General features: G+C 71.5%; 22 protein-coding genes and 2 tRNA genes. 10 read left to right on the plus strand and 14 right to left on the minus strand.

The window, feature by feature from the left end; translation table 11 throughout:
• Positions 1–79: 79 nt before the first annotated feature.
• The 8 genes from AB4Z14_RS07330 to AB4Z14_RS07365 all read right to left on the minus strand — a co-directional run bounded on the left by AB4Z14_RS07330 (position 80) and on the right by AB4Z14_RS07365 (position 5484).
• On the minus strand, positions 80–1261 hold the full coding sequence (locus AB4Z14_RS07330) for an O-succinylhomoserine sulfhydrylase (protein WP_056824959.1): 1182 nt from the start codon (positions 1259–1261) through the stop codon (positions 80–82).
• Positions 1258–1671: a rhodanese-like domain-containing protein gene (locus AB4Z14_RS07335; protein ID WP_056824957.1), complete on the minus strand. Its 414-nt coding sequence runs from the start codon at positions 1669–1671 to the stop codon at positions 1258–1260. Before AB4Z14_RS07335 ends, AB4Z14_RS07330 begins: the two co-directional genes overlap by 4 nt.
• Positions 1672–1695: 24 nt before the next feature.
• Positions 1696–2694, minus strand: coding sequence for a reverse transcriptase-like protein (locus AB4Z14_RS07340; RefSeq protein WP_442274647.1), 999 nt, complete (start codon positions 2692–2694; stop codon positions 1696–1698).
• The gene (locus AB4Z14_RS07345) at positions 2691–3500 is read right to left on the minus strand and encodes a zinc ribbon domain-containing protein (RefSeq protein ID WP_082620012.1); all 810 of its coding nucleotides are present in this window, start codon (positions 3498–3500) and stop codon (positions 2691–2693) included. Before AB4Z14_RS07345 ends, AB4Z14_RS07340 begins: the two co-directional genes overlap by 4 nt.
• A complete protein-coding gene (locus AB4Z14_RS07350; protein WP_442274648.1) occupies positions 3428–4318 on the minus strand; it encodes a Nif3-like dinuclear metal center hexameric protein in 891 nt (296 codons plus the stop codon). Before AB4Z14_RS07350 ends, AB4Z14_RS07345 begins: the two co-directional genes overlap by 73 nt.
• 1 nt (position 4319) lies before the next feature.
• Positions 4320–4392: transfer RNA gene (locus AB4Z14_RS07355), tRNA-Val, on the minus strand.
• Between the two features lie 45 nt (positions 4393–4437).
• Complete coding sequence (locus AB4Z14_RS07360) at positions 4438–4965, minus strand: peroxiredoxin (RefSeq protein ID WP_442274649.1); 528 nt, start codon at positions 4963–4965, stop codon at positions 4438–4440.
• Positions 4966–5067: 102 nt separating this feature from the next.
• Complete coding sequence (locus AB4Z14_RS07365; protein ID WP_056780006.1) at positions 5068–5484, minus strand: DUF3052 domain-containing protein; 417 nt, start codon at positions 5482–5484, stop codon at positions 5068–5070.
• A gap of 294 nt (positions 5485–5778) precedes the next feature.
• Here AB4Z14_RS07365 and aceE point away from each other — a divergent pair, with 294 nt between their 5' ends.
• Positions 5779–8550: a pyruvate dehydrogenase (acetyl-transferring), homodimeric type gene (aceE, locus tag AB4Z14_RS07370; protein ID WP_442274650.1), complete on the plus strand. Its 2772-nt coding sequence runs from the start codon at positions 5779–5781 to the stop codon at positions 8548–8550.
• Positions 8551–8733: 183 nt separating this feature from the next.
• On the opposite strand, the gene AB4Z14_RS07375 is transcribed toward aceE, so the two are convergent.
• Entirely contained in the window at positions 8734–9651 is a 918-nt protein-coding gene (locus AB4Z14_RS07375; RefSeq protein ID WP_442274651.1) for a type IV toxin-antitoxin system AbiEi family antitoxin domain-containing protein, read from the minus strand.
• A gap of 232 nt (positions 9652–9883) precedes the next feature.
• On the opposite strand from AB4Z14_RS07375, the gene argG reads away from it, so the two are divergent.
• The 8 genes from argG to fabF all read left to right on the plus strand — a co-directional run bounded on the left by argG (position 9884) and on the right by fabF (position 18079).
• On the plus strand, positions 9884–11308 hold the full coding sequence (gene argG, locus AB4Z14_RS07380; RefSeq protein ID WP_442274652.1) for an argininosuccinate synthase: 1425 nt from the start codon (positions 9884–9886) through the stop codon (positions 11306–11308).
• Between the two features lie 113 nt (positions 11309–11421).
• Entirely contained in the window at positions 11422–11886 is a 465-nt protein-coding gene (locus AB4Z14_RS07385) for an SRPBCC family protein (protein WP_442274653.1), read from the plus strand.
• A 59-nt stretch (positions 11887–11945) separates the two neighbouring features.
• On the plus strand, positions 11946–12662 hold the full coding sequence (locus AB4Z14_RS07390) for a class I SAM-dependent methyltransferase (RefSeq protein WP_442274654.1): 717 nt from the start codon (positions 11946–11948) through the stop codon (positions 12660–12662).
• A 104-nt stretch (positions 12663–12766) separates the two neighbouring features.
• Positions 12767–14113: a PucR family transcriptional regulator gene (locus AB4Z14_RS07395; RefSeq protein ID WP_442274655.1), complete on the plus strand. Its 1347-nt coding sequence runs from the start codon at positions 12767–12769 to the stop codon at positions 14111–14113.
• Between the two features lie 46 nt (positions 14114–14159).
• Positions 14160–15092: an ACP S-malonyltransferase gene (locus AB4Z14_RS07400; RefSeq protein WP_442274656.1), complete on the plus strand. Its 933-nt coding sequence runs from the start codon at positions 14160–14162 to the stop codon at positions 15090–15092.
• 148 nt (positions 15093–15240) lie between these two features.
• Positions 15241–16296, plus strand: coding sequence for a beta-ketoacyl-ACP synthase III (locus tag AB4Z14_RS07405; protein ID WP_442274657.1), 1056 nt, complete (start codon positions 15241–15243; stop codon positions 16294–16296).
• Between the two features lie 138 nt (positions 16297–16434).
• A complete protein-coding gene (locus AB4Z14_RS07410; RefSeq protein ID WP_020145270.1) occupies positions 16435–16683 on the plus strand; it encodes an acyl carrier protein in 249 nt (82 codons plus the stop codon).
• A gap of 145 nt (positions 16684–16828) precedes the next feature.
• Complete coding sequence (fabF, locus tag AB4Z14_RS07415) at positions 16829–18079, plus strand: beta-ketoacyl-ACP synthase II (protein ID WP_442274658.1); 1251 nt, start codon at positions 16829–16831, stop codon at positions 18077–18079.
• A gap of 79 nt (positions 18080–18158) precedes the next feature.
• Here fabF and AB4Z14_RS07420 read toward each other — a convergent pair whose 3' ends face one another.
• From AB4Z14_RS07420 to AB4Z14_RS07440, 5 genes are all read right to left on the minus strand, one after another.
• On the minus strand, positions 18159–19367 hold the full coding sequence (locus tag AB4Z14_RS07420; protein WP_442274659.1) for an RtcB family protein: 1209 nt from the start codon (positions 19365–19367) through the stop codon (positions 18159–18161).
• A gap of 131 nt (positions 19368–19498) precedes the next feature.
• Positions 19499–19873 (minus strand): WhiB family transcriptional regulator, encoded by a 375-nt coding sequence (locus AB4Z14_RS07425; protein WP_056780035.1) that lies wholly within the window; start codon positions 19871–19873, stop codon positions 19499–19501.
• Positions 19870–20376: an HNH endonuclease gene (locus AB4Z14_RS07430; RefSeq protein WP_442274660.1), complete on the minus strand. Its 507-nt coding sequence runs from the start codon at positions 20374–20376 to the stop codon at positions 19870–19872. Before AB4Z14_RS07430 ends, AB4Z14_RS07425 begins: the two co-directional genes overlap by 4 nt.
• Positions 20377–20849: 473 nt before the next feature.
• Positions 20850–21365 (minus strand): DUF3145 domain-containing protein, encoded by a 516-nt coding sequence (locus AB4Z14_RS07435; protein ID WP_082620014.1) that lies wholly within the window; start codon positions 21363–21365, stop codon positions 20850–20852.
• 175 nt (positions 21366–21540) lie between these two features.
• Positions 21541–21882 carry a bifunctional 3-phenylpropionate/cinnamic acid dioxygenase ferredoxin subunit gene (locus AB4Z14_RS07440; protein ID WP_442274661.1) on the minus strand — a complete coding sequence of 114 codons (342 nt, stop codon included), beginning with the start codon at positions 21880–21882 and terminating at the stop codon, positions 21541–21543.
• A gap of 189 nt (positions 21883–22071) precedes the next feature.
• Between AB4Z14_RS07440 and AB4Z14_RS07445 the strand changes: the two genes are divergently transcribed.
• Positions 22072–22145: transfer RNA gene (locus AB4Z14_RS07445), tRNA-Ile, on the plus strand.
• Positions 22146–22212 lie beyond the last annotated feature (67 nt).

The following is a 22212-nucleotide window of genomic DNA, read 5'->3' on the forward strand; positions in this document are numbered from 1 at the left end:
GTCGTCGACCACGCACCCTCGGGCCGGACGCACGCCGTACGCGGGGTGCGGCTGACCGCGGGGTGGGTCGATGCTGGACTCAGCCGAGAGCGCGCCGGAGGTCGTCGACGAGGTCCCGGACGTCCTCGAGACCGACAGAGACCCGCAGCACGCCGTCCGTGATGCCCACCGCGGCTCGCGCCTCGGGCGTCAGGCGGCGGTGCGTCGTCGTCGCGGGGTGCGTGATGAGCGACTTGGAGTCACCGAGGTTGTTGGAGATGTCGATGACCTGCAGGGCGTTCATGAGGGCGAACGCCTCGTCCTTGCCCCCGTCGAGCTCGAAGGTGACGACGGTGCCTCCGGCGAGCATCTGGCGCTTGGCCAGGTCGTGCTGGGGGTGCGACTCGAGGAACGGGTGCACGACGCGGCGGACACTCGGGTGCGCCTCGAGGAAACGCGCCACTTCGAGGGCGCTGTCGGCCATCCGCTCGACGCGCAGCGACATCGTCTCGAGCCCCTTGACGAGGACCCACGCGTTGAAGGGCGACATCGACGGCCCCGTGTGCCGCATGAGGTTCTGGACCGGCCCGTCGATGAACTCCTTGGGCCCGAGCACCGCGCCGCCCAGGGTGCGGCCCTGGCCGTCGATGTGCTTCGTCGCGGAGTAGACGATGATGTCGGCCCCGAGGTCGAGCGGCTTGGAGAAGACCGGCGTGCCGAAGACGTTGTCGACGACGACCTTCGCGCCGGCGGCATGGGCCAGCTCGGTCACGGCGGCGATGTCGACGAGCTCCTGCATCGGGTTGCTCGGCGTCTCGAAGAAGACGGCGGTCGTGGGCTCGGCGAGAGCCTCGCGCCACTGGTCGAGGTCGGCGCCGTCGACGAAGACCGTCTCGACGCCCCAGCGCGGCAGGATCTCGTCGAGGATGACGAAGCACGATCCGAAGAGGGCCCGCGACGAGACGACGCGGTCGCCCTGCCCGAGGAGCGCCGCGAGCGCGACGAAGACGGCGGACATGCCCGACCCGGTGGCAAAGCACGCCTCCGCGCCCTCGATCTGGCGCAGCCGCTCCTCGAACATCGCCACCGTCGGGTTGCCGTAGCGTGAGTAGACGAAGCGGTCGACGTCACCCTTGAAGGCCGCCTCGGCGTCCTCCGCGGTGTCGTAGACGAAGCCGGACGTCAGGTAGAGAGCCTCCGAGGTCTCCTCGAAACCACTGCGGGACAGGCCTCCCCGCACGGCGAGGGTGTCGGGGCGCCACTGCTGGCTCGCGTCGCTCATCCCTGCACCCACGGCAGGCCCGCAACCTTCCACCCGGAGACTGCGCGGTGGCGCTGCTCGTCGTGCGGTCCCTCGAAGCCCTCGAGGACGTTGTGCGACCGGGACCACCCGTTGCGGGTGGCCGCCTCGGCCGCGGCGACGGAGCGCACCCCGGAGCGGCAGAGGAAGTAGACGGGAGCGTCCTTGGGCACCCCGGCGGCCTCGAGGTCGGCGGTGAACCGCTCGTTGACCGTGCCCTCGGGATAGGTCTGCCACTCGACGAGGACGACGTCCTTGCCGATCCCGCCGAGGTCGGGCAGTCCGACGTAGGACCACTCCGCCCTCGTGCGCACGTCGACGAGCGCCGCACCGGGCTCGTCGCGCAGGACCGTCCAGGCCTGCTCGGGGGTCACGTCACCGGCATAGCTCATGTCCCGAATATCGCACAGCGTCCGTCAGGCGAGATGGTCGGTCCGATTGGTGAAAGCCACCGACGCGGACCCGTCCTCCCAGACCTCCACGGCGGTGAGGCTGCCGGCCGCCGTGGCCAGGGCCCAGAAGCGTCCGACGGGCGTGCCGAGCACGTCGCTGAGCACCGAGAGCACGCCTCGCCTGCTCGTCACCGCGACGACGGTGCCGCCGGCCGCGGCGAGCGAGTGGTATGCCGTCCGCACCCTCTCGTCGGCACCCTCGCCGGGCGCCTGGCCGGACCAGTCCCCCGACGTGTCCGCCTCGGCGTCGAGCGCCAGGGCGAGGTCGGCCACCACGCGCGTCGCGAGGTCGTCGTCGGCGCCGACGACCCGCGTGCCGGGGCCGACGAGGCGACGCACCGCCGCGACGATGCGAGGCGCGGCGCCTGCGTCGTGCGGCTCCTGGACGAGCAGGAGGCGCAGCGGGCGGACTCCTGGCTGAGGAGTGGACACGTCGGAGATGCCCTGAGCCGCAGGCGATTCCGCATCGGTCATCGAGTCAGTCTCGCCGTCACCCTCGGCGGTGAGGACCCGGTGGACGCTCTTGCCGTCCATCGCGTCGTTGCTCAGGGCGTCGGCGTCCTTGTTCTTCTCCCGCGGGATCCACTCGAAGTCGACGCTGCCGCCGGCGTCGACGATCTCGGCGCACAGGTCCCGGGCCTCGAGCGCGAGACGACGCATGTCCTCGTGCTTGATCTTCCACCGCCCCGACATCTGCTCGACGACGAGCTTGGAGTCCATCTTGACGCGGACCGACGCACCGGGTTCGAGGTCGAGCACGGCGCGCAGGCCGGCGAGCAGGCCGGAGTACTCGGCGACGTTGTTGCTCGCCTTGCCGAGCGGCTCGGCGAGCTCGACGAGGACCCGGCCGGTCGCGGGGTCACGGACGAGGGCGCCGTAGCCGGCGACCCCCGGGTTGCCCCGGGACCCGCCGTCGGCCTCGATGACGAGCCGGCGTCCCGACCCGCGAGACGCAGCGGTCACAGACCGGACTCGCCCGTGCGGATCATGATGCGGCGGCACTCCTCGCAGCGCACGACCTCGTCCTCGGGGGCGTTGCGGATGCGGGAGAGGTCGACGTTGCCGAGCTCGAGCCGGCACCCGCCGCACCGGCGGTGGCGCAGCTCGGCGGCGGCCATGCCACCGCTGCTGGCGCGGATCTTCTCGTAGAGGGCGATCAGCTCGTCACCGACACCCGCGACGATGTCGGCTCGTCCGGAGCCGACCTTCTCGGCCTCGGCGTCGAGCGTCGTCAGGGCAGCGGTGCGCTCGGACTCGAGGGTCTCGACGCGCGCGGCGAGCTCGACCCGGGCGGCCTCGAGCTCGGTGACCCGTGCGCTGAGCGACTCGGACCGCTCCATGACCTCGAGCTCGACGTCCTCGAGCTCGGCCTGACGGCGCGCCAGCGACGTCAGCTCGTGCTGGAGCGCCTGGAGATCCTTGGCGCTGCCCTGGCCGGCGTCGAGCCGCGCCTGGTTGCGCGCGGCGCGGTCACGCACGAGCTGGACGTCCTGGTCGGACTTCGTCAGCTCGCGCTGCACGTCGCCGGCAGCCGTGCGGGCGTTGACGATCTCCGTCTCCAGCGCAGCGAGCTCGCCCCGGGCCGCCTCGACCGCAGGGGTCTGCGGCAGCGTCGCCTTCGCGTGGGTGATCTGGTCGAGACGCGTGTCGATGGCCTGCAGGTCGAGCAGGCGCCACTGGCGGGACGGGTCGGCTTTCAGGACACACCTCCGGTTTCGGGAGCCGCCCGGTCGACCCGGGCGGCGTTCGCACCGACGACGAACGTCCACGGCTCGGTGCGGATGGCTGAGACTCTGGACTCGACCCTAGTCGTTCCGGCGACCTGTTCCAGCGCCGTCATCAGCCGCTCGCGGCCGCTGGCGAGCCACAGCGACTCCGTCGCCCAGTGACCCGCATCGATGAGGTAGGGCGTGCCGCCCCGCGCCTCCTCGCGCGCCTCGAGCACCGGGTGGTGGCGCAGGTCGGCCGTGACGTAGACGTCGGCGCCGCTCGCACGCACCTCGTCGAAGCGGTCGTCGCCCGAGCCGCCCATCACCGCAACGGTCCTCACGACCCCGTCGGGGTCGCCGCTGACGCGGATCCCCCCGGCCGTGTCGGGCAGGGCGGCAGCAACGACCTCGGCGAACTCGACCAGCGTCATGGGCGACGCGAGCACGCCCACCCGACCGATCGCGTTCGCGCCCTCGGTCGACAGGGGGCGCTGGTCGGCGAGGCCGACGGCGTCGGCGAGCACCGTCGAGATGCCGGGGTCGGCGACGTCGGCGTTCGTGTGACCCACCCACAGCGCGACACCGGCGCGGACCAGCGCCGTGACCGAGGCGCCCTTGGCCGACGACGTCGCGACGGAGTGCACTCCGCGCAGCAGCAGCGGGTGGTGGGTCACGAGCAGGTCGGCGCCCCACTCCAGTGCCTCGTCGATGACCGCGAGTGTCGGGTCGAGGGCGAAGAGGACGCGGCGTACCGGCTGGTCGAGGTCGCCGACCACGAGGCCGACGCGGTCCCAGTCGGCCGCGCTCTCGAGGGGGTAGAGCGACTCGAGCGCCGCGACGACGTCACGGAGGCTGAGGGTCGGGGCGAGGTCGTCCACGTGGGCCCGGCCGGGCTCGAACCGACGACACCCGCGGTGTAAACGCGGTGCTCTACCAACTGAGCTACAGGCCCTCACGCGCCGACAGGTGACACGCGGGGCTCACCGGCAGGCGGCGGTCAGCCTACGGCATCGCGCGCAGCCGCGCGGAGCGTCGCGAGCGCCTCGCGGTAGGCCACGAAGTCGCGTCCCTGACCGATGCCGCGGACCTCGGTCCAGACGATGTGTCCCGTGCGGTCGACGAGGAAGGTGCCGCGCAGCGCGAAGCCGTCCTCGTCGTTCAGGATCCCGTAGCGCCGCGCCACCTCGCCGTGTGGCCAGAAGTCGGACAGGAGCGGGAAGAAGTGCCCCTCGGCGTCGGCCCACGCGCGCAGTGTGTACATCGAGTCGCACGAGATGGCGAAGACCTGGATGTCGTCGTCCTGGAAGTCCTCGAGCCCGTCGCGGATCTCGCGCAGCTCGCCGCGGCAGATGCCCGAGAACGCAGCCGGGTAGAAGACGACGACGGCGTTCTTGACGTCGCGCACGGCCGACAGGCTGACGTCGACGCCGTACTGGTCGACGAGGGTGAAGTCGGGCGCCAGCGCGCCGACGCCCAGCGGGGCGGACGCCTGGACCGGGGACTCGGTCGGGTGCGCGTTCGTCATGGCGGCAAGTGTGACACCACTGCCCGGGAGTCGCCGCCACCCTCGACAGCGGGCCGGGCCCCGGCCCGTCGCGGCGGTCCCGGGCCGGAGGTCAGGCGTGGGTCAGCGGCGCGGACCCTTCGGGGGCATGAGCCGGGTGGCCGCCCAGTCGGCGGCGACGTTGACCTGCCCACCGGTCGTGAGGCCCGCCGTGGACGCGGCCTCCTCGACCTCGCTCGCGTCGACGTGGCCCGGCCGTCCGGCCTTCGGCGTCAGCAGCACGATGAAGCCCTGGTCGAAGAGCTTCGTCAGCCCGTCGACCATGAGGTCGACGAGGTCGTCGTCGCCGTCGCGGTACCAGAGCAGCACCCCGTCCGCGCCGTCGTTGAAGTCCTCGTCCTCGAGCTCGGTCCCGATGGCGTCCTCGAGCTCGAACCGCAGGTCGTCGTCGACGTCGTCGTCATAGCCGAACTCCTGGACGATCTGCCCCTTGGCAAATCCGAGCTTGCTCAAGGACGCCGCTCCCGCGGTCTCGCTCACTGTCACCGGTCCTCTCGATCGTTGGCGCGTCGTGTCATGGCGTGGGTGCCACGAGATCAGTGCACTGACTCCGACGCTATCGCGCAAGCCCGACCCGGTGGGTGCGCAACGCGCACGCCGCGCCAGAGGGAGCACACGGCATACCAGCGGGTGGGACGGCGGAGACGCCGCAGTGGCCGTCCCGGGGCTGGACCCGAGTGTGACGGCCACCACGGTTTGGTAGAGGATGGGTGGGTGCAGCGCCGTGGCCGACCGGCCGCGGGCGCCGCCTCGCGACGAGAAAGGACCCACGACGTGGCATCCGAGGCCGGACCGATCCTCAACGGCATCCCCAGTCAGCTCCCGGACATCGACCCGGACGAGACGCAGGAGTGGATCGACTCGCTCGACGCCGTCCTCGACGAGAAGGGCCGGACGCGGGCGCGCTACATCATGCTCAAGCTCATCGAGCGCGCGCGCCAGCAGCAGGTCGGCGTCCCCTCCCTGACGGCGACCGACTACATCAACACGATCCCGCCGGAGCGCGAGCCGTGGTTCCCCGGCGACGAGGACGTCGAGCGCGAGATGCGCCGCTACATCCGCTGGAACGCCGCGATCATGGTGCACCGCGCCCAGCGCCCCGGCATCGGCGTCGGCGGGCACATCTCGACGTACGCGTCCGCCGCGACGCTCTACGAGGTGGGCATGAACCACTTCTTCCGCGGCAAGGACCACCCCGGCGGCGGCGACCAGATCTACTTCCAGGGCCACGCCTCCCCCGGCATGTACGCCCGCAGCTTCCTCGAGGGCCACCTCACCGAGGCTCAGCTCGACGGCTTCCGCCAGGAGAAGAGCCACCGTGTCGACGGCACCGTCGAGGCCGTCCCGTCCTACCCGCACCCGCGGCTGCTCCCCAACTACTGGGAGTTCCCGACGGTGTCGATGGGCATCGGCCCGATGAACGCGATCTACCAGGCGCAGTTCAACAAGTACCTACACAACCGCGGCATCAAGGACACCAGCCAGCAGGACGTCTGGGCCTTCCTCGGTGACGGCGAGATGGACGAGCCCGAGTCGCGTGGCCTGCTCCAGCTCGCGGCCAACGAGGAGCTCGACAACCTCAACTTCGTCATCAACTGCAACCTGCAGCGCCTCGACGGACCGGTCCGCGGCAACGGCAAGATCATCCAGGAGCTCGAGGCGTTCTTCCGCGGCGCCGGCTGGAACGTCATCAAGGTCGTCTGGGGCCGCGGGTGGGACCCGCTGCTCGCCGCCGACCGCGACGGCGCGCTCGTGCACATCATGAACCAGACGAGCGACGGCGACTACCAGACCTTCCGCGCCAACGACGGCAAGTACGTCCGTGACCACTTCTTCGGTCGCGACCCGCGCACGGCCAAGATGGTCGAGGACTGGTCCGACGACCAGGTGTGGTGGGACCTCAAGCGCGGCGGCCACGACTACCGCAAGGTCTTCGCGGCCTACCAGGCGGCGCGCCAGCACACCGGCCAGCCGACGGTCATCCTCGCCAAGACGATCAAGGGCTACGGCCTCGGTTCGCACTTCGCCGGCCGCAACGCCACGCACCAGATGAAGAAGATGACGCTGGACGACCTCAAGGCCTTCCGCGACAGCCTCCGCATCCCGATCACCGACGAGCAGCTCGAGGCCAACCCCTACCAGCCGCCGTACTACCACCCGGGTGCCGACAGCGAGGTCATCAAGTACTCGATCGACCGTCGCCAGAAGCTCGGGGGCACGCTGCCGAGCCGGCGCGTCGACGTCGAGCCGGTCAAGCTGCCCGGCGACGAGGCGTACGCCCAGGTCAAGAAGGGCTCGGGCAAGCAGGAGGTCGCCACGACGATGGCGTTCGTCCGCCTGCTCAAGGACCTGTTGCGCGACAAGGAGTTCGGCCCGCGCATCGTGCCGATCATCCCCGACGAGGCGCGCACGTTCGGCATGGACGCGTTCTTCCCGACGATCAAGATCTACAACCCCAACGGGCAGAACTACACGCCGGTCGACGCCGAGCTGATGCTCGCCTACCGCGAGAATGTCAGCGGCCAGATCCTGCACCTCGGCATCAACGAGGCGGGCTCGCTCGCCGCGTTCACGGCGGCCGGCACGTCCTACGCGACGCACGGCAAGCCGATGATCCCGATCTACGTCTTCTACTCGATGTTCGGCTTCCAGCGCACGGGTGACTCGATCTGGGCAGCAGCCGACCAGATGACGCGCGGCTTCCTCATCGGCGCGACGGCCGGCCGCACCACCCTGACGGGTGAGGGCCTCCAGCACGCCGACGGCCACAGCCCGCTCCTGGCCGCGACCAACCCGGCCGTCGTGCACTACGACCCGGCCTACGCCTACGAGATCGCGCACATCATGCAGGCCGGCCTCAAGCGGATGTACGGCGAGGGCAACACGCCCGAGGAGTCGAACGTCATCTACTACCTCACGGTCTACAACGAGCCGATCCAGCAGCCGAAGGAGCCCGAGGCCGTCGACGTCGAGGGCATCCTGCGCGGCATGCACCGCATCTCGGTCGCCGACACCGAGGGCTGGACGCACGAGGCGCCGCGGGCGCAGCTGCTCGGGTCCGGCGTCGGTGTGCCGTGGGCGCTCGAGGCGCAGCAGCTGCTCGCCGACGACTGGGGTGTGGCCGCCGACGTCTGGTCGGTCACCTCGTGGAACGAGCTCCGTCGTGACGGCCTGGCGGCCGACGAGCAGGAGTTCCTCTCCCCGGACGGCCCGCCGATCAAGCCGTGGGTCACCCAGTGCCTCGAGGGCACCGAGGGCCCGGTCGTGGGCGTCTCCGACTACATGCGGGCCGTCCAGGACCAGATCCGCGAGTGGGTCCCGGGCACGTACGCCACGCTCGGCGCCGACGGCTTCGGCTTCTCCGACACCCGCGCCGCGGCCCGCCGCTTCTTCCACATCGACGGCCCGTCGGTCGCCGTGCGGACGCTGCAGCTGCTCGCCAAGGAGGGCAAGGTCGACGCCGACGTCCCCCGTCGCGCCGCCGAGAAGTACCAGCTCGACGACGTCACCGCCGGCACCTCCGGCAACGCGGGTGGCGAGAGCTGACGCTCCCCCGCTGACGTATGCCGTGTGGCCCGGTCCCTGCCCAGGGGCCGGGCCGCACGACATACCGGCCACCCGCCCCCACCCCAGCGACACCGGTCGCTCTCACCCGCGCGGGTCGCTCTCACTGGCACCGCAGGCCTCCGGCGTCGCTGAGCCCGAATGCGGCCGCTGAGCGCCGACCCGTCACGCGGCCAGGGCCAGGGCTGCCGCCAACCGCCGCGCGACCCGCCTCGGGTCGTCCAGGTCGCTCCAGACCACCCGGACCACGACCCAACCGGCCCGCCTCAGGGCATCCTCGCGCTGCTTCTCCTCGAACAGTGCGCGGCGGTCCTCGTACTTGACCGCACCGTCGAACTCGACGAGCACCCGTGTGCCGACGATCCGGAAGTCCGCGCGGTAACGCCGGCCCTCAGCCACGACCTCGACTTGCGGTTCCACCGAGTGACCCAGAGCCGCCAGCAGGAAGGCAGCGCGCGACTCACCCGGCGACTCGTGCCGCGCATCCGCGAGGGGCAGCGCAGCTCGGACCGGGCCGATGCCGGTGTGGGTCGCGAAGACCTCAACCGCGCGGGACAGCGCATCCGGGGTGGCCGCCCCCGCGTGCAGAGCGCCGTCAGCCGACACCATGAACGCCTCGGGCCCGGCTGTCATGCCGGCTTGGACGGCTGCCCACGCCGTCGGTACGAGCCGCGGCCGGTCCGGTGCGAGCAGGTCCGGTGCAGGTATACGGAGGTTGCCGACGCGCCGGTGCACGGTGACGCCGCGTCGGGTGACCGACACGCCACCTCGCGTCTCGACGAGCGAGGTGAGGTGCACGGTCGTGAGATCGGCCGCGAACGTCGGAAGCCCTGCCACGACGAGACATGAGTGGTGACTCAGGGCGGCGCGTCCGCGCAGCGCCCTCCCGACGGCAACGGCAGTGAGCCGGTGCAGTGCTTCACGGGCCGGCGGGTCTCCGTCGACGACGGCATACCAACCGGTCGTGAGGCGCAGGCAGCGCCCCTGACGGACGAGGCGGGCCAGCGCGTTGCGGTCCAGTCCGAGGCGGGCCGCGTCCGAGGTCGAGAAGACGCCGTCACGCGCGATGAGGTGGAGGTCCATGCGCTCGAGCGTCCATTGAGCGCGCACCCAGGGCGACGGTCCCCCGACGGGTTGTGGACGACGTGGGCCGGTCCCAGGAGGATGTGGACGGCTCACCAGCGCCGCAGTCCTCCACCCCCGCTGAGCGCGACCGGCGCTGCTGAGCGGGAGCCCGCCGCCCGGCCTACGCGAGGCCCGCGGCGACCCCGACGCGATTGGATAGGTATGCGCTGCTGTGCATATACTTACATCCATGTCCAAGGTCCTGACCTCGCTCCCCGTCGGTGAACGTGTCGGCATCGCCTTCTCCGGCGGCCTCGACACCTCTGTGGCTGTTGCCTGGATGCGTGAGAAGGGCGCGGTCCCGTGCACCTACACGGCCGACCTCGGGCAGTACGACGAGCCCGACATCGACTCCGTCCCCGGCCGCGCCGGCCAGTACGGCGCCGAGATCAGCCGTCTCGTCGACTGCAAGACCGCGCTCGTGGAGGAGGGGCTGTCCGCCATCGCGTGCGGCGCCTTCCACATCCGCAGCGGCGGCAAGACGTACTTCAACACGACTCCGCTCGGCCGCGTCGTCACCGGCACCCTGCTCGTCCGCGCCATGCAGGACGACGGCGTCTCGATCTGGGGCGACGGGTCGACCTTCAAGGGCAACGACATCGAGCGGTTCTACCGCTACGGCCTCATGGCCAACCCCAGCCTGCGCATCTACAAGCCGTGGCTCGACGCCGACTTCGTCACCGAGCTCGGCGGCCGGCACGAGATGTCCGAGTGGCTGACCGCACGCGAGCTGCCCTACCGGGCGTCCGCCGAGAAGGCGTACTCCACCGACGCGAACATCTGGGGCGCGACGCACGAGGCGAAGACCCTCGAGTTCCTCGACGAGTCGATCGAGGTCGTCGAGCCGATCATGGGCGTCAAGTTCTGGGACCCGTCGGTCGCCATCGAGACCGAGGACGTCACGGTGCGCTGGGAGCGCGGTCGCCCCGTCGCCGTCAACGGCACGGAGTATGCCGACCCCGTCGCCCTCGTCGACGCGGCCAACCGCATCGGCGGCCGCCACGGCCTCGGCATGAGCGACCAGATCGAGAACCGCATCATCGAGGCGAAGTCGCGCGGCATCTACGAGGCCCCCGCCATGGCGCTGATCCACATCACCTACGAGCGCCTCGTCGCGGCGATCCACAACGAGGACACGATCGCCAACTACCACGCAGAGGGCCGCAAGCTGGGCCGCCTTCTCTACGAAGGCCGCTGGCTCGACCCGCAGGCGCTCATGGTTCGTGAGTCCATCCAGCGCTGGATCGCCTCGGCCGTCACGGGTGAGGTCACGATCCGCCTCCGCCGAGGTGACGACTGGTCGATCGTGGGCACCGCCGGGCCGGCCTTCAGCTACCACCCCGAGAAGCTCTCGATGGAGCGCACCGAGGACGCCGCCTTCGGTCCCGTCGACCGCATCGGCCAGCTGACGATGCGCAACCTCGACATCGCCGACTCCCGCGCCAAGCTCGAGCTGTATGCCGCCCAGGGCCTTCTCGGCGCCGATGCCCGCGAGCTCGTGGGCGAGCTGACGCCGGGTGGCGCGGCCGCGATCTCGGCCAACCCGGCCGCCGTGGGCGTCGACAACGAGGACGACGCGCTCGACCGCGCCGCCATGGAGTTCGGCACCGACTGAGGGTCCCGTACACCGTCGTTCGAGGTGATCCCGGTGGCCGGCTGGCTGCCGGGATCACCTCGATCCGATGAGGAGGCGGTCCTGCGAGCACTCGGATCGGGTAGGGGCCCTGTATGAGCGACAACGGAAGAATCACCGTCCAGCGCACCATCGACGCCCCGGCTGCCGAGATCTTCGACGTGCTCAGCAACCCGAAGCGCCACCCCCAGCTCGACGGGTCCGGCTTCGTGCGGTCCGACGAGAAGGCCGAGCGCATCCAGCACGTCGGCGACGTGTTCCGGATGAACATGGCCGGTGACCACATGGGTGGCGAGTACCAAACCGACAACACGGTCTCGGGCTACTCGCACAACTCCCTGCTCGCGTGGAAGACGGCGCCGGCCGACACCCCGCCGCCCGGGTGGGAGTGGATGTGGGAGCTGTCGCCGGAGGGCCCGAACGCCACCCTCGTGACGCTGACCTACGACTGGAGCCACGTCACCGACAAGGAGATCCTGTCCAAGGTCAGCTTCCCGCTCGTCGCGAAGAGCCAGCTCGAGGACAGCCTCGGCAACCTCGCGTCAGCCGTCGCGAGCTGACCGACGCACCCGTCGGCGGTCATGGGGTCTCCCCGTGGCCGCCGCTAGGGTGGCCGGTCATGGACTCGACCACCCATCTCACCGCGAGCGACCACGTCGCCCGCCAGTACGCCTCCACGGACAACCTCCGCACGCGGCGTGACGTGTGGGGCCCGGGCCCCGAGGGCGTGTCCCCGGTGGACGTGCTGCGGACGCTCGTCGTCTCGTCCCAGCCAAGGCGTGTGATCGAGATCGGCTGCGGCACCGGAGCATTCGCTCGCTCCGTCCTCGCCGAGGCCCCTGACGTCGACTACGTCGCGACCGATCTCTCCCCCGCGATGGTCGAGGCGACCCGAGCCTTGGGCGTGACCGCGGAGGTGGCGTCCTCCGACGCCCTGCCCTTCGGTGACGGCTCGTGCGACGCCGCCGTCGCGGCCTGGATGCTCTACCACGTGCCCGACCTCGACGGCACCCTCCGCGAGGTGCGCCGCGTCCTGCGCGACGGGGGCACGCTCTACGTCGCGACCAACGGCCGCGAGCACCTCGCCGGGCTGCTTCTCGAGGCGGGCGGTGACGCGCTCGTCACCCAGTTCATGTCGGAGAACGCCGCCGAGGTGCTCGGTCGACACTTCGAACACGTCGTCCAGCGCGACCTCGAGACCCGCGCGACGTTCGCCGACCACGCGGCCGCGAGCGCCTACCTCGCTACCTTCTCCCCCGACCTCGCGGCCTCTCTCCCCCACTTCGAGGGTCCGCGGACGTATGCCGGCCACACCGCCGTCCTGTCGGCCCGCTGACCCGCGCCCGCCGGCGACGCACCACCGGCCGCGACCGTCAGGTGCGCAGGAGCGTTTGTGAGCGGCATACAAAGTCGGGGCAGCCGGACACCTAGGCTGGGCCCGTGAGCGGACCGCGGCAGCACCCGAGCGAGGCGACGTCGCGCGCCGTCGAGCGCAGCGCCGGCGAGCTCTCGACGCTCGCTGCCCAGCGCATGGAGGAGCACCTGCGGTGGTACCGCGACCTCTCGGCCGAGGAGCGCTCGCAGGTCGGGCTCGTCGCCCAGGCCGGCATCTCGCAGTTCATCGCGTGGTTCCACCAGGAGGAGAGCCACCCACCGTCCGCCATCTCGATCTTCGCGAACGCGCCGCAGGAGCTGACCCGATCGGTCAGCCTGCGCCAGACGCTCGACCTCGTGCGGACCGTCGTCGACGTCGTCGAGTCGCGGGTCGAGGGCTTGGCCGCCCCCGGCGACGAGCAGCTGCTGCGCGAGTCGGTGCTGCGCTTCTCCCGCGAGATCGCCTTCGCCGCCGCGGAGGTCTACGCCGGCGCGGCGGAGGCCCGTGGTGCGTGGGACGCCCGGCTCGAGGCGCTCGTCGTCGACGCCGTCCTGCGCGGCGAGGCCGACGACTCCATGCAGTCGCGGGCCAGCGCGCTCGGGTGGGGGGAGCTCGCAGACGTGACGTTCGTCGTCGGCAGCACCCCCACCGCGAGCGGCGGAGCGGTACCGGCCGTCGACGACCTGCGCCGGGCGGTCCGGCAGCACGGGGTCGAGGCGCTCGCCATCGTCCAGCGCTCGCGGCTCATCGCGATCCTCGGCGGCACCCGTGAGGCGCCTCGGATCGTCGAGGCCGTCGCGGACTGCTTCGGGCCCGGACCGATCGTGCTCGGGCCGACCGTCCCGCACCTCTTCGCGGCCGGACGCTCGGCACGCGCCGCCCTGAGCGGGCTCGCGGCCGCGCCCGCCTGGCCCGATGCGCCGCGCGTGCTCGAGTCGGACGCCGTGCTGCCCGAACGAGCCCTCGCCGGCGACCCCCCGGCCCGCCGCATCCTCGTCGACCGCATCCACCGACCGCTGTCCGCGGCCGGTCACGCACCACTCCTCCAGACGGCGACCGCCTACCTCGAGCACGGTGGGTCGCTCGAGGCGACGGCGCGGGTCCTCTTCGTGCACCCCAACACCGTGCGCTACCGACTGGGGCGCATCTCCGACGTCACGGGCTACGACCTCACGACTCCGCGCGAGGGCTGGGCGGTGCGCATCGCCCTCGCCCTCGGGCGCCTCACGACGACCCCGGCCACTGGCGCAGCCGGATCCGCCGGGTCGGCCGGGTCGGCCGTCGTCGGTGCTGCGGGCAGCGCGGGCGACGGAGTCGCGGCCACGGCCTCGCGGGTGCCCCGGCTCCGGCCGCGCACGACCGATCGTTCTCCCTTGGAGGAAACCTCCAAACTATCCCCGACGACTTCGTGACATTCGGTGGCGAGGTCCTCACCGGTAACCGGGAAAGGTTGAGCACGTGCTAGCGATCGTCTGCCCTGGACAGGGCTCCCAGACTCCCGGTTTCCTCGCCCCGTGGCTCGAGCTCGACGGCGTGCGCGAGCAGCTGTCCTCCCTCGGCCGCGCCGCCGGGCACGACCTCGTGGCCCACGGCACCGAGTCCGACGCCGAGACGATCAAGGACACCGCCGTCGCGCAGCCGCTCATCGTCGCGGCCGGCCTCGTGACGGCCTCCGCGCTCTTCCCCTCACGCGCCGAGCTCGCCGCCACGGGCGCCGTCCTGGCCGGACACTCCGTCGGCGAGCTCACCGCGACCGCCCTCGCGGGCGTCATCACCGACGACCAGGCGATCGCCCTCGTCGCGACCCGCGGCCGCGCCATGGCCGAGGCCAGCGCGGTCACCCCGACCGGCATGGCGGCCGTGCTCGGCGGCGACCCCGAGGAGGTCCTCGCGGCCCTCGAGACCCACGGACTGACGCCGGCCAACATCAACGGCGCCGGCCAGGTCGTCGCCGCGGGCACCCTCGAGCAGGTCGAGGCGCTCCGCGCGGCGGCGCCGGCCAAGGCTCGGGTCATCCCGCTCCAGGTCGCCGGGGCGTTCCACACCCACCACATGTCCCCTGCCGTCGACGCGCTGACCGCCGCCGCGGCTGACGTGACGCCGTCGGCGCCGACCGTCCGCCTGCTGTCGAACGCCGACGGCGCCACCGTGGCCGACGGACCCGACGCCCTCGACCGGCTCGTGCACCAGGTCAGCAACCCCGTGCGCTGGGACCGCTGCATGGAGACGATGCTCGCGCTCAGCGTCACGGGCCTGCTCGAGCTCGCTCCGGCTGGCACCCTCGTCGGTCTCGCCAAGAGGGCCATGCCCGGAGTGGAGACCTTGGCCGTCAAGACGCCCGACGACCTCGAGGCGGCGCGTACCCTCGTCGCCGCTCACGCGTCCACCTGACGACACCGACGTCCCATGACTGGCGCACCGACCCCGACAGGGGCACGCTCGTGGAGAGGTCCCCGTCCGGCGGCGACCCCGCCTCACCAGGACCTCCCCCGCGCCGCACCACGACCCACCTGAACCCTCACCCTCGAGAAGGCCTCACGTGACATCCACCAGCGCCACCGCGCCGACGCCCAAGGGCACCGGCACCCTCGTCGACACCGGCGCCGCGCGCCACTCGCGGATCCTGGGTGTGGGCGCCTACCGCCCCGCCCGCGTCGTCATGAACTCCGAGATCGTCGACAAGATCGACTCGAGCGACGAGTGGATCCGGGAGCGGTCCGGCATCATCAGCCGCCACTACGCCGCCGCCGACGAGAGCGTCATCGACATGGCCGAGGCCGCCTCCCGCCAGGCCCTCGAGCACGCCGGCGTCACGCCGGAGCAGATCGGCTTCGTCCTCGTGGCCACCGTCACGCACCCCTACCAGACGCCGGCCGCGGCGCCCGAGCTCGCCTCTCGGCTCGGCTCGACGGCCCCGGCCCTCGACATCTCGGCCGCGTGCGCCGGCTACTGCTACGGGGTCGCGCTGGCGAGCGACATGGTCAAGGGCGGCTCGGCCGACTACGTCCTCGTCGTCGGCGTCGAGAAGCTCAGCGACTTCACCGACCCCTACGACCGCGGGAGCGCGTTCATCTTCGGCGACGGCGCCGGCGCGTGCGTCATCGGCCCGAGCGACACCCCTGGCATCGGCCCGACGGTCTGGGGCTCCGACGGCACCCAGCGTGACGCCATCACCCAGAGGCAGGCCTGGACCGACGTCCGCGAGTCGTGGCAGTCCGCGCAGGCCGACAAGAACGTCTGGCCCGCGATCGGCATGGCCGGTCAGACCGTCTTCCGCTGGGCCGTCTGGGGCATGGCCCCGGTGGCGCAGCAGGCCATCGACAAGGCGGGCATCAAGGCCGACGACCTCGACGCCTTCATCCCGCACCAGGCGAACATCCGCATCATCGACGCCATGGTCAAGCAGCTCAAGCTGCCGGCCGACATCCCCGTGGCCCGCGACATCGTCACCACGGCCAACACGTCCGCCGCCTCGGTGCCGCTCGCGATGACCCGCATGCTCGCCGAGAAGGAGATCCCCAGCGGCGGCCTCGCGCTCCAGATCGGCTTCGGTGCCGGTCTGGTGTATGCCGCGCAGGTCGTCGTGCTGCCCTGAGCACTCCCAGCACGGGCAGTCACAGCACTCCCGCCGGTCCCGACGGGTCATTCGGGCCACGGATTGCCATCCACCACGGATGACAGCCCCGAGCACCACCGCAAGCACGAACCGCCAACACGAACAAGGAGCAGACAGATGGCTCAGTCCGAGCAGGAGATCCTCGAGGGTCTTGCCGAGATCGTCAACGAGGAGACCGGCCTCGACACCGCGTCCGTCGAGATGGACAAGTCCTTCACCGAGGACCTCGACATCGACTCCCTCTCGATGATGACGATCGTCGTCAACGCCGAGGAGAAGTTCGGCGTGCGCATCCCGGACAGCGAGGTCAAGAACCTCAAGACCGTCCGCGACGCCGTCACCTTCATCGCCGGCGCGCAGTCCTGATGCACCCGGTCGGCGCCCGGCACCACCGGGCGCCGGCCGAGCCGCACCGGCGGCTCTCGCCACCCACGCAGCACCACAGCAGCCTCGTCAGACCCAGCACCACTCGCACCACCCCACCCCACTCGACTCAGAGGAGCACGTCACCATGACGTCCAATCGCGACCGACGCGTCGTGGTCACCGGTCTCGGAGCCACCACGCCCCTGGGCGGTACCGCCACGGAGACGTGGGAGGCCCTGCTCGCCGGCCGGTCCGGCGCCCGTACGATGGACTTCGACTGGGTCGCCAAGTACGAGCTCCCCGTCACGTTCGCCGCGACGATAGCGACCCAGCCGATCGACGTGCTCGCCAAGGTCGAGACGCGCCGTCTCGACCCGTCGAGCCAGTACGCCCTCATCGCCGCACGTGAGGCGTGGGCCGACGCCGGCGCCCCTGAGGTCGACCCCGAGCGACTCGGAGCCGCGATCGGCTCCGGCATCGGCGGCGTGTGGACCCTCCTCGACCAGTGGGACGTGCTCAAGGAGAAGGGCCCGCGCCGCGTCTACCCGCTCGCGGTCCCGATGCTCATGCCCAACGGGCCTGCCGCAGCCGTGTCGCTCGACCTCGGCGCCCGCGCCGGGGCCCACACGACGGTCAGCGCGTGCGCGTCCGGCGCCGAGAGCATGGGCTACGCCATCGACATGATCCGCACCGGCCGCGCCGACGTCGTCGTCGCCGGCGGCACGGAAGCCGCCGTCCACCCGCTGCCCATCTCGGGGTTCGCCGCGATGCAGGCACTCTCGACGCGCAACGACGACCCGGCCGGAGCCTCGCGTCCCTACGACACCGGCCGTGACGGCTTCGTCCTCGGTGAGGGCGCCGCCGTCATCGTCCTCGAGTCGGAGGAGCACGCCCGCGCCCGCGGCGCCCGCATCTACGCCGAGCTCGCGAGCGTCGGCATGTCCGCCGACGCCCACCACATCACCGCCCCCGAGCCCAACGGCTCCGGTGCGGCACGGGCGATGCTGTTTGCGGTCGAGCGGGCCGACCTGTCACCGACCGACATCATCCACATCAACGCGCACGCCACCTCCACCCCCGTCGGTGACGTGGCCGAGTACAACGCCATCAAGCGGGCTTTCGGCGACCACACCGAGAACATGTCGGTGACGGCCACGAAGTCGATGACCGGGCACCTGCTCGGCGCGGCGGGTGCGCTCGAGGCGGTCATCACGATCCAGTCGATCTACCACCGCCTCGTGCCGGCGACGATCAACCTCGACGACCAGGACCCCGAGATCCCCCTCAACGTCGTCACGGGTGAGCACCAGAAGCTGCCCGACGGCGACATCGCCGCCCTGAACAACTCGTTCGGCTTCGGCGGCCACAACGTCGCCCTGGCGATCCGCAGCATCTGACGCACCTGCCTCACGGAGTGCCCACCCGACGTGCTCGTCGGGTGGGCACTCCGGGTTCCGGCGCCCGCGCGTCCGCGTGTCAGCCCTTGACGCAGAGCAGGGTGTTCAGCCTCGCGACGACCTCCACGAGAGGGCTCGGCCCGGTCGCCTGTGCCGCGATGACTGACTCGAGATCCTTGTAGGCAGAAGGGATCTCGTCGATGACCCCAGCGTCCTTACGGCACTCCACCCCAGCCGTCTCGGCCCGGAGGTCCTCGACGGTGAACTGCCGCTTCGCGGCGTTGCGCGACATCCGGCGGCCCGCCCCGTGGCTCGCCGAGTTGAAGGACGCCGTGTTGCCGAGCCCGCGCACGACGTATGACCCGGTGCCCATGGATCCCGGGATCAGCCCCAGGTCGCCCGCTCCGGCTCGGATCGCGCCCTTGCGGGTCACGACGACGTCCACCCCGTCATACGTCTCCTCCGAGACGTAGTTGTGGTGGCAGCGCACCGGCTCGTCGAACACGACGTGCGGGAAGTGCCTCGCCACGACCTCGCGCGTCGTCGCCATCATCACCTCACGGTTGAGCAGGGCGTACTCCTGGGCCCAGTAGAGGTCGTGGAGGTATGCCGTCATCTCGTCCGTGTCGGAGAGGAACACCGCAAGGTCACGGTCGGGCAGCCCGAGGTTGTGCTCGAGCGTCTTGGCCGTGGCGATGTGCCGCTCCGCGAGCTCCTTTCCGATGTTGCGCGACCCCGAGTGCAGCATGAGCCACAGGTGCCCGTCGTCGCCCTCGCACAGCTCCCAGAAGTGATTGCCCGATCCCAGCGAACCGCACTGCGCCGCAGCCCGACCAGCACGGTCAGCGACCCGCGGGGCCCGGAGCTGGACGAAGCGGCCCATCAGCCCGTCGAACCGCCTCGCGAGGCCCGCGTCGCGCGAGAGCACCGGGGCCGCGCCGTCGTGCGCGTGCCAGCCGACGGGGAGAACGGCCTCGATGGCCGACCGCAGCGGGCCGAGGTCGTCCGGAAGGTCTGCAGCGGTGAGGTTCGTGCGCACCCCGGTCATGCCGCAGCCGATGTCGACGCCGACCGCAGCCGGGGAGACGGCGTCGCGCATGGCGATGACCGAGCCGACCGTGGCGCCCTTGCCGAGGTGGACGTCGGGCATGACGCGCAGGCCGTGGACCCACGGCAGACGGCTGATGGTGCGCAGCTGCTCGAGGGCCGCGGGCTCGACCTGAGCGGGGTCGGCCCACATCAGGGTGGATGCCTGCGCGCCCGGGAGCGCGACAGGGAAGGTGGTCATGGTCGTCATCCTCTCGTGGTGCCGGGCGGTCGCCCGGTCTCGTGTAACCCGTGGGGTGGTCAGTCGGGTGAGGGCGTATGCCGGGTGGCGGCGTCCGTCGCGAGCGCGCCACCCGGCATACGTCCTCGGTGTCAGGCGCTGCGCGCCGTGTCGTGCGCCGACGGGCGCACGTTGCCGGGGAGCTCGGTCGTCGGGCGCCCCTTGGCGAGCAGCTGCCCGCCCCAGACGCCCCACTCGAGGCGCTGCTGCGCCACGGCCAGGCAGGCCTCGGCGAGCGGGCACGCCCGGCACACCGTCCTGGCCTGATCGGCCTCGGCCTCGGTGGCCGGCCAGAAGAGGTCCGGATCCTCCGCCGCGCAGAGCGGCAGGGCGCCGCCCAGCTCGAAGGGATGCTCCGACGCTGCGCGGAAGATCCACGCGTCGAGCGCCTGGCCGCCCCGGGTAGCCGGGCGGAGACCGACCTGTCCGAGGGACTGGGTGCGAAGGGTCGTACGGTTCCTCGTCATCTGGCGGGCTCCTTCCCGAGCTCGGTGACGTGCGTCGCGGTCGATGTGGTCGTCCGGGCGAAGTGCAGCTGCACCCGGGTCGGGACGTAGGGCTCCCAGCGCAACGGCATCCGCGCCTCGTCCGGGGTGCGGTCACCCTTGCGGAGGTTGCACGGCTCGCAGGCCGCCACCGCGTTGGTCCACGACGTCGCACCGCCGCGCGATCGCGGCAGGACGTGGTCCATGGTCGTGGCCGTGAAGCGGCCGCAGTAGGCGCACTGGTGCCGGTCGCGAAGCAGCACACCCTCACGCGAGTAGGCGGCCCGGGTGCGCGAGTAGAGCCACTTCTGCTCGACGTAGCGCAACAGCCGTACGACGACCGGCACCTGGTAGGGGCCGAAACGCTCTGTCGCGTGGACCTCGACGGGGGTCGCGACGCCACGCCAGATCATCCGCACGGCGTGCCGCACCGAGACGCGGTGCAGCAGCGTCTCGTCGGCGTTCCACACCTCGACCTGGGTCATGGTCGGTCCTCCTCTCCGTGGTGTCGTCGGGGTCGTCGTGGGTCGTCAGGTCGACGGGCGGCACGAGAAGAGCCGCCCGTCCGGGTCATCCCGGGGGCGGCTCGACGATGGGAGCGGGTGAGGCTCGTCGCGTCAGCGAGGTCGCAGGCAGGGACGTCGTGGCTGGGGGTGCCGGATGCCGCACTCCCCGACGAACGGGTAGGCCACATCGGCGAGGCACAGGCTGCGCTTCGCTTTCATGGTGAGTCCCGTTGCCATGACAGGCCTTTCGTCCGCGGACGGTGAGAAGTGTTGGGGCACAGCGGTCGTCGCGCCCCGGTCGATGATGACAGACCGCAGCACCCGTCGGCCAGCGGTTTTCCGAGGACCGTTCACTGCACCAGACATGACGAGGGCCCGGGAGCACGAACCGCCCGGGCCCTCGTCACCTCGTGCACCGCGCTGGAGGCCGCGGCGGGCGAGGCGTCTGGTGGTCAGCCCACCTGGTGCAGCCAGCGCACGGCGGCGCCGTCACCGGCGTAGCGGAAGACCTCCAGCTCCTCGTCCCAGGGGACTCCGAGCAACAGGTCGATCTCGTCCTGGAGCGCCTCGACGTCGCCGCGCGTGCGCAGGATCGCCTCCCTGAGTCGGTCCTCCTGGACGACGGCGTCTCCGGACGCCGACGTCATGGCGTGGTGGATGCCGAGCCGCGGCGTGTAGGACCATCGAGCCCCGTCGCAGCCGGGCGACGGCTCCTCCGTCACCTCGTAGCGCAGCCCGTCCCAGCCGCGCAGCGCGCTGGCCAGCTCGGCCCCGGTGCCGGGGGCGCCGGTCCAGGACAGCTCGGTCCGCACCATGCGAGGCGCGGCCGGCTGGGGGATCCAGTCGAACGTCAGCGGCTGGTCGAGCACGGCCTCGATCGCCCAGGTGATGTGCGGGCAGAGCGCGGCCGGGGCTCCGTGTACGAACAGAACCCCGCGTGTCGTGGTGCGCGGCATCGCGACAGCCATCCGAACCTCCTGAAGTTGCAGGGACGTCTTCCCCAACGCCTGCTGCTTCACGTGCCGGTGGACTGACTCGGTGGTGCCGGATGAACGTGCTCGACGGCGAGCACTTGCCCATTGTGCACCACGAGACACATCGGCACCAGCAGTCTCAGGAACCGATATGTGGCTTTCGCTCCGCTCAGGTACCGGCGGCCACGCCCGGGAAGAGGTGGACCTCGTCGCCCCGGACCTCCACCCTGTGGGTGCGCACCGGCTTCGTCGCCGGCAGGCACATCGGCTTGCCGTCGCTCAGGCAGAAGCGGGTGGCATGGAGCGGGCACTCGACCTCGCCGGCCTCGATCCACCCGTCGGCCAGGGAGGCGTCCTCGTGCGAGCACGTGTCGTCAAGGGCGTAGTACGTGCCGTCGTCGTCGCGGAAGAGCGAGATCGGCTCGTCCGTGCCGGTGACCGCCGTGTCGAGGACGAGCGCCTCACCGGGCTCGACGTCGTCGACCGCTGCCACGCGGATGCCGTCACTCATGCTCGTCGTTTCCTCACGTGCCCGGGGTCGGTGGTCAACGGCGAGCCTAGAGGTTGGGTGCCCGGCGACCGCGCCCGCCCCGTGCCCGCCCGTGCCCGCCCCGTGCCCGCCCAACGCGCGCCTCCACGACGGTCGCCGACCGGTCGCTAGACTCCGACCGATCTCAGCGGCCGAGCTGCTGACGGTCCCGGGGCAGTAGCTCAGCCGGTCAGAGCAGCGGACTCATAATCCGTCGGTCCAGGGTTCAAGCCCCTGCTGCCCCACCGGACACGGGTGGCGCCGGCGCGCCGCCACCGTGGGGGCTGGCCGGCGGGGTGCGACCACCGCCGG

This window comes from Terrabacter sp. 2TAF16 (genome assembly GCF_052115065.1).
GTDB lineage: Bacteria > Actinomycetota > Actinomycetes > Actinomycetales > Dermatophilaceae > Terrabacter.

Bases quoted from the DNA above. Each gene is read 5' to 3' on its own strand.
- AB4Z14_RS07330 (WP_056824959.1), bottom strand. From the start codon at position 1,261: ATGAGCGACGCGAGCCAGCAGTGGCGCCCCGACACCCTCGCCGTGCGG.
- AB4Z14_RS07335 (WP_056824957.1), bottom strand. From the start codon at position 1,671: ATGAGCTATGCCGGTGACGTGACCCCCGAGCAGGCCTGGACGGTCCTG.
- AB4Z14_RS07360 (WP_442274649.1), bottom strand. From the start codon at position 4,965: ATGACGAACGCGCACCCGACCGAGTCCCCGGTCCAGGCGTCCGCCCCG.
- AB4Z14_RS07375 (WP_442274651.1), bottom strand. From the start codon at position 9,651: ATGGACCTCCACCTCATCGCGCGTGACGGCGTCTTCTCGACCTCGGAC.
- argG (WP_442274652.1), top strand. From the start codon at position 9,884: ATGTCCAAGGTCCTGACCTCGCTCCCCGTCGGTGAACGTGTCGGCATC.
- AB4Z14_RS07385 (WP_442274653.1), top strand. From the start codon at position 11,422: ATGAGCGACAACGGAAGAATCACCGTCCAGCGCACCATCGACGCCCCG.
- AB4Z14_RS07390 (WP_442274654.1), top strand. From the start codon at position 11,946: ATGGACTCGACCACCCATCTCACCGCGAGCGACCACGTCGCCCGCCAG.
- AB4Z14_RS07410 (WP_020145270.1), top strand. From the start codon at position 16,435: ATGGCTCAGTCCGAGCAGGAGATCCTCGAGGGTCTTGCCGAGATCGTC.
- fabF (WP_442274658.1), top strand. From the start codon at position 16,829: ATGACGTCCAATCGCGACCGACGCGTCGTGGTCACCGGTCTCGGAGCC.
- AB4Z14_RS07420 (WP_442274659.1), bottom strand. From the start codon at position 19,367: ATGACCACCTTCCCTGTCGCGCTCCCGGGCGCGCAGGCATCCACCCTG.
- AB4Z14_RS07425 (WP_056780035.1), bottom strand. From the start codon at position 19,873: ATGACGAGGAACCGTACGACCCTTCGCACCCAGTCCCTCGGACAGGTC.
- AB4Z14_RS07430 (WP_442274660.1), bottom strand. From the start codon at position 20,376: ATGACCCAGGTCGAGGTGTGGAACGCCGACGAGACGCTGCTGCACCGC.
- AB4Z14_RS07435 (WP_082620014.1), bottom strand. From the start codon at position 21,365: ATGGCTGTCGCGATGCCGCGCACCACGACACGCGGGGTTCTGTTCGTA.
- AB4Z14_RS07440 (WP_442274661.1), bottom strand. From the start codon at position 21,882: ATGAGTGACGGCATCCGCGTGGCAGCGGTCGACGACGTCGAGCCCGGT.